This is a genomic window from Pseudomonas agronomica (assembly GCF_025917275.1).
Lineage (GTDB): Bacteria > Pseudomonadota > Gammaproteobacteria > Pseudomonadales > Pseudomonadaceae > Aquipseudomonas > Aquipseudomonas agronomica.
Window position 1 is genome coordinate 1 of record NZ_JAOSHO010000456.1, and the last position, 3,963, is coordinate 3,963.

Annotated in this window: 3 protein-coding genes; 1 reads left to right on the forward strand and 2 read right to left on the reverse strand. The window is 61.8% G+C overall.

The window, feature by feature from the left end; genetic code table 11:
- A partial coding sequence (locus OC610_RS22595) for an efflux RND transporter permease subunit (RefSeq protein WP_264430914.1) occupies nt 1–2,067 on the reverse strand: 2,067 nt, incomplete at its 3' end.
- A gap of 6 nt (nt 2,068–2,073) precedes the next feature.
- Nucleotides 2,074–3,174 (reverse strand): efflux RND transporter periplasmic adaptor subunit, encoded by a 1,101-nt coding sequence (locus OC610_RS22600; RefSeq protein WP_264430916.1) that lies wholly within the window; start codon nt 3,172–3,174, stop codon nt 2,074–2,076.
- Nucleotides 3,175–3,268: 94 nt separating this feature from the next.
- On the opposite strand from OC610_RS22600, the gene OC610_RS22605 reads away from it, so the two are divergent.
- Nucleotides 3,269–3,904, forward strand: coding sequence for a TetR/AcrR family transcriptional regulator C-terminal domain-containing protein (locus tag OC610_RS22605; protein WP_264430918.1), 636 nt, complete (start codon nt 3,269–3,271; stop codon nt 3,902–3,904).
- The last annotated feature ends 59 nt before the right edge of the window (nt 3,905–3,963 follow it).

Genomic DNA, 3,963 nt, shown 5'->3' on the forward strand with positions numbered 1-3,963 from the left:
CCGCGCCAGGGCCCTGACTTCCTCGATGTGCTCGCCCGTCACGCGAAACTGCACCGGGTAGCCCACCGGCGGACCGTTTTCCAGGCGCGTCACCCGCGAGCGCAAGGTTGGAAACTGCTCATTCAAGGTAGTGATCAGCCAACTGCGCAGCGGCTCACGGTCTTCGATGGTCTTGGCCAGCACCACGAATTGGGCGAAGCTCGGCGCCGGCAATTGTTGATCCAGCGGCAAGTAGAAACGCGGTGAACCGGTGCCGACATACGCGACGTAATTGTCGATACCAGCGTGGTCCTTGAGCAACGCTTCCAGGCGCTTGACCTGCTCGGCGGTGTTGACCAGTGAAGCGCCTTCGGCCAGTTTCAGGTCGACCATCAACTCCAGGCGTCCCGACGCCGGGAAAAACTGCTGCGGGACAAAACGGAACAGGACCACCGAGCCCACGAACAACAACACGGTCAGTGTGATGACCGTCTTGCGCCGACGCACGCACCATTCCACCAGTCGCCGCACACGCTGGTAAAACGGCGTGCCGTAGGGATCCGGCTGGCCGTCGACCGTGCCATGTTTGGCCGCGTGAATTTTCGCCAGGTCCGGCAGGAATTTTTCCCCGAGGTAGGGCACGAACACCACCGCAGCGACCCAGGACGCCAGCAGTGCAAGGGTCACCACCTGGAAAATCGAGCGGGTGTATTCGCCCGTGCCCGACTGGGCGGTGGCGATCGGCAAGAACCCCGCCGCCGTGATCAAGGTGCCGGTGAGCATCGGAAACGCCGTGCTGGTCCAGGCGAAGCTGGCCGCCTTGATCCGGTCGAAGCCCTGCTCCATCTTGATCGCCATCATCTCCACCGCAATGATCGCGTCGTCCACCAGCAGCCCCAGCGCCAGGACCAGCGCGCCGAGGGAAATCTTGTGCAGGCCGATGCCCAGGTAATACATCGCCGCGAAGGTCATCGCCAGCACCAGCGGAATCGCCAGCGCCACCACCATTCCGGTGCGCAATCCCAGGGAAAAGAAGCTCACCAGCAACACGATCGTCAGTGCTTCCACCAGCACCTGGACAAACTCGCCAACGCCGGTCTTCACCGCCGCCGGCTGGTCCGAGACCTTGCGCAACTGCATGCCGGCCGGCAGGGTGTTCTGGATCCGGGCAAAGTCGACCTCGAGGGCCTTGCCCAATACCAGGATGTCACCGCCCTCCTTCATCGCCACGGCCAGGCCGATGGCATCTTCTCCCATGAAACGCATGCGCGGCGCGGGTGGATCATTGAAGCCACGCCGAACCTCCGCCACATCGCCGATGCGGAAGGTGCGATCAGCCACGCGGATCGGAAAATTGCGGATCTCTTCCACCGTCTGGAAATTCCCCGAGACCCGTAGCTGCAATCGCTCGCTGCCGGTCTCGAAGAATCCGGCGGTGGACACCGCGTTCTGCGCCTCCAGGGCTTGCTGCACGGCCGCCAGCGGCAGGCCGAGGGTCGCCAGTTTGACGTTCGACAGTTCGACCCAGATTTTCTCGTCCTGCAGGCCGACCAGCTCGACCTTGCCCACGTCCTTGACCCGCTGCAGCTGGATCTGGATACGGTCGGCATAATCCTTCAGCACGGCGTAGTCGAAGCCGTCACCGGTCAGTGCGTAGATATTGCCGAAAGTCGTACCGAACTCATCGTTGAAAAACGGCCCCTGGATACCGGGCGGCAAGGTCTGGCGGATATCGCCGATCTTCTTGCGGATCTGGTACCACAGCTCGGGAATCTGCTTGGAGTGCAGCGAGTCGCGCGCCGCAAACGTCACCTGGGATTCGCCCGGGCGAGAGAACGAGACAATCTTTTCGTAATCGCCAGTCTCCATCAGTTTCTTTTCGATACGTTCGGTGACTTGGCGCGACACTTCCTCGGCTGTCGCCCCCGGCCACACCGTGCGAATGACCATGGCCTTGAAGGTAAACGGCGGGTCCTCGCTTTGGCCGAGCTTGGTGTAGGAAAGCGCCCCGACGATTGCCAGCAACAGCATCAGGAACAGTACGATCTGGCGGTTACGCAACGCCCATTCGGAGAGATTGAAACCCATCGGGGATTACTCCTTGTCCGCCAGGTTGACCACGCGGTTGGAGCGATCCACTGGCCGGACCTGCTGGCCATCGAGGAGCACGTGCACGCCAGCGGCCACCACCCAGTCATTGGCGCTCAGACCTTCAAGCACCGGCACGGACTTTTCGCCAAAGGCACCGACACGGACCGGGATTTTCTTCAATGTGTTGTTGGCGTCAACCACCCAGACATAGGTGGCGCCGTTCTCGGCGGTGAGGGCCGACAGCGGCACGGACAGCGAGACCTTGTCCGCCGATTGGATAAATACCCGGGCGCTCTGCCCCAGTTCCGCCGGGACGCTGCCGGCAGTGAAGGCGACGCGGGCGGCGAAGGTACGGGATTTCGGATCGGCGGCCGGCGACAGCTCGCGAATGTGCCCGCTGAAACGCTGATCGGGTTGGCTCCACAGCTCCACCGAAACCGGCTGGCCGATCTTGAACCGGCCAAAGCCCTGCTCCGGCAGGCTGATCAATACTTCACGCTCGCCGTCAGTGGCCAAGGTAAAGACCGTTTGTCCGGCCGCCACCACTTGTCCCACTTCCACCGATCGCCGGGCCACGACGCCATCCTGAGGAGCGCGCAGCACTGAATAGCTGGCCTGGTTGCTGGCAACGTCGAACTCAGCCTTGATCTGCTTGAGCCGCGCGGCCCCGGAGCGATAGAGATTCTCGGCGTTGTCGTATTGGGAGCGGCTGACCATCTGGCGGTCCATCAAGGTCTTGTAGCGGTCGCGCTCGGCGCGCACCAGGCTCAGGTTGGCCTCGGCGGCGGCGACCTGGGCCCGGCTCGCTTCCAATTGCAGGCGTACATCTTCAGGGTCGAGTTCAGCCAAGGGTTGATTGGCCTTGACCCGCTGGCCTTCTTCGACCAGTCGTCGGCTCACTTTGCCACCAATGCGGAAGGCAAGGTCTGGCTCGAACCGCGCGCGCACTTCACCGGGGTAACTCTCCGTTGCCTGGGCCGAAGGCTCTGGCTTGACCACCATGGCGGGGCGGACGATAGCAGCCACCGGCTCATCGTGGCCGCACGCAGACAATAAAAAAGCCAGGCTGACTGGCAGGGCGAGGGGCAGGACATAGCGGAACATGGTGGATGACCTTTCGCTAATGGTGCTTGGAATAATTATACTGGCGAGTATGTTATTAATAGCAAACTCACCAGTCCAGTATTAAAAGCGAAGAATGTCGAACAATCCTCCCCCTCCCAGCGGCCCCGGCCGTCCGAAGGATCTGGCCAAGCGCCAGGCCATCCTCGATGCGGCGAAGAATCTTTTCCTGAGCCTGGGTTACGCCAGCACCAGCATGGATGCGGTGGCGACCGAGGCCGGCGTGTCGAAGCTGACGGTCTACAGCCATTTCAACGACAAGGAAACGCTGTTTGCCGCCGCTGTGATTGCCAAGTGCGAGGAGCAGGTACCGACGCTTTTTTTCGAATGGCCTGATGGGGTTCCCATCGAGCATGTCCTGCTGAACATCGCCCGGGGGTTCAATCAACTGATCAACAGCGACGAATCGGTCAACTTGCATCGGTTGATGATTGCCTTGGGCAGCCAGGATCCGAAGCTCTCGACGATTTTCTACGAGGCCGGGCCGCAACGCATGCTCTCAGGCATGGAGCGGTTGCTGACCAAGGTCAACCAGAGCGGCGCCTTGAACATCGACAAACCGCGCAATGCCGCCGAGCATTTCTTCTGCCTGATCAAGGGCGCGGCGAATTTCCGATTGCTGTACGGCTGCGATGGGCCGCAGGACGCCGAGTCGGCCGAGGCTCATGTGCAGGAAGTGGTGGGGTTGTTTGTGCGGGCTTATCGGCCCTAGCTGGATCGGCAGCCTTGCGCTGGCCGTCAGGGCCTCATCGCGAGCAAGCTCGCTCCCAC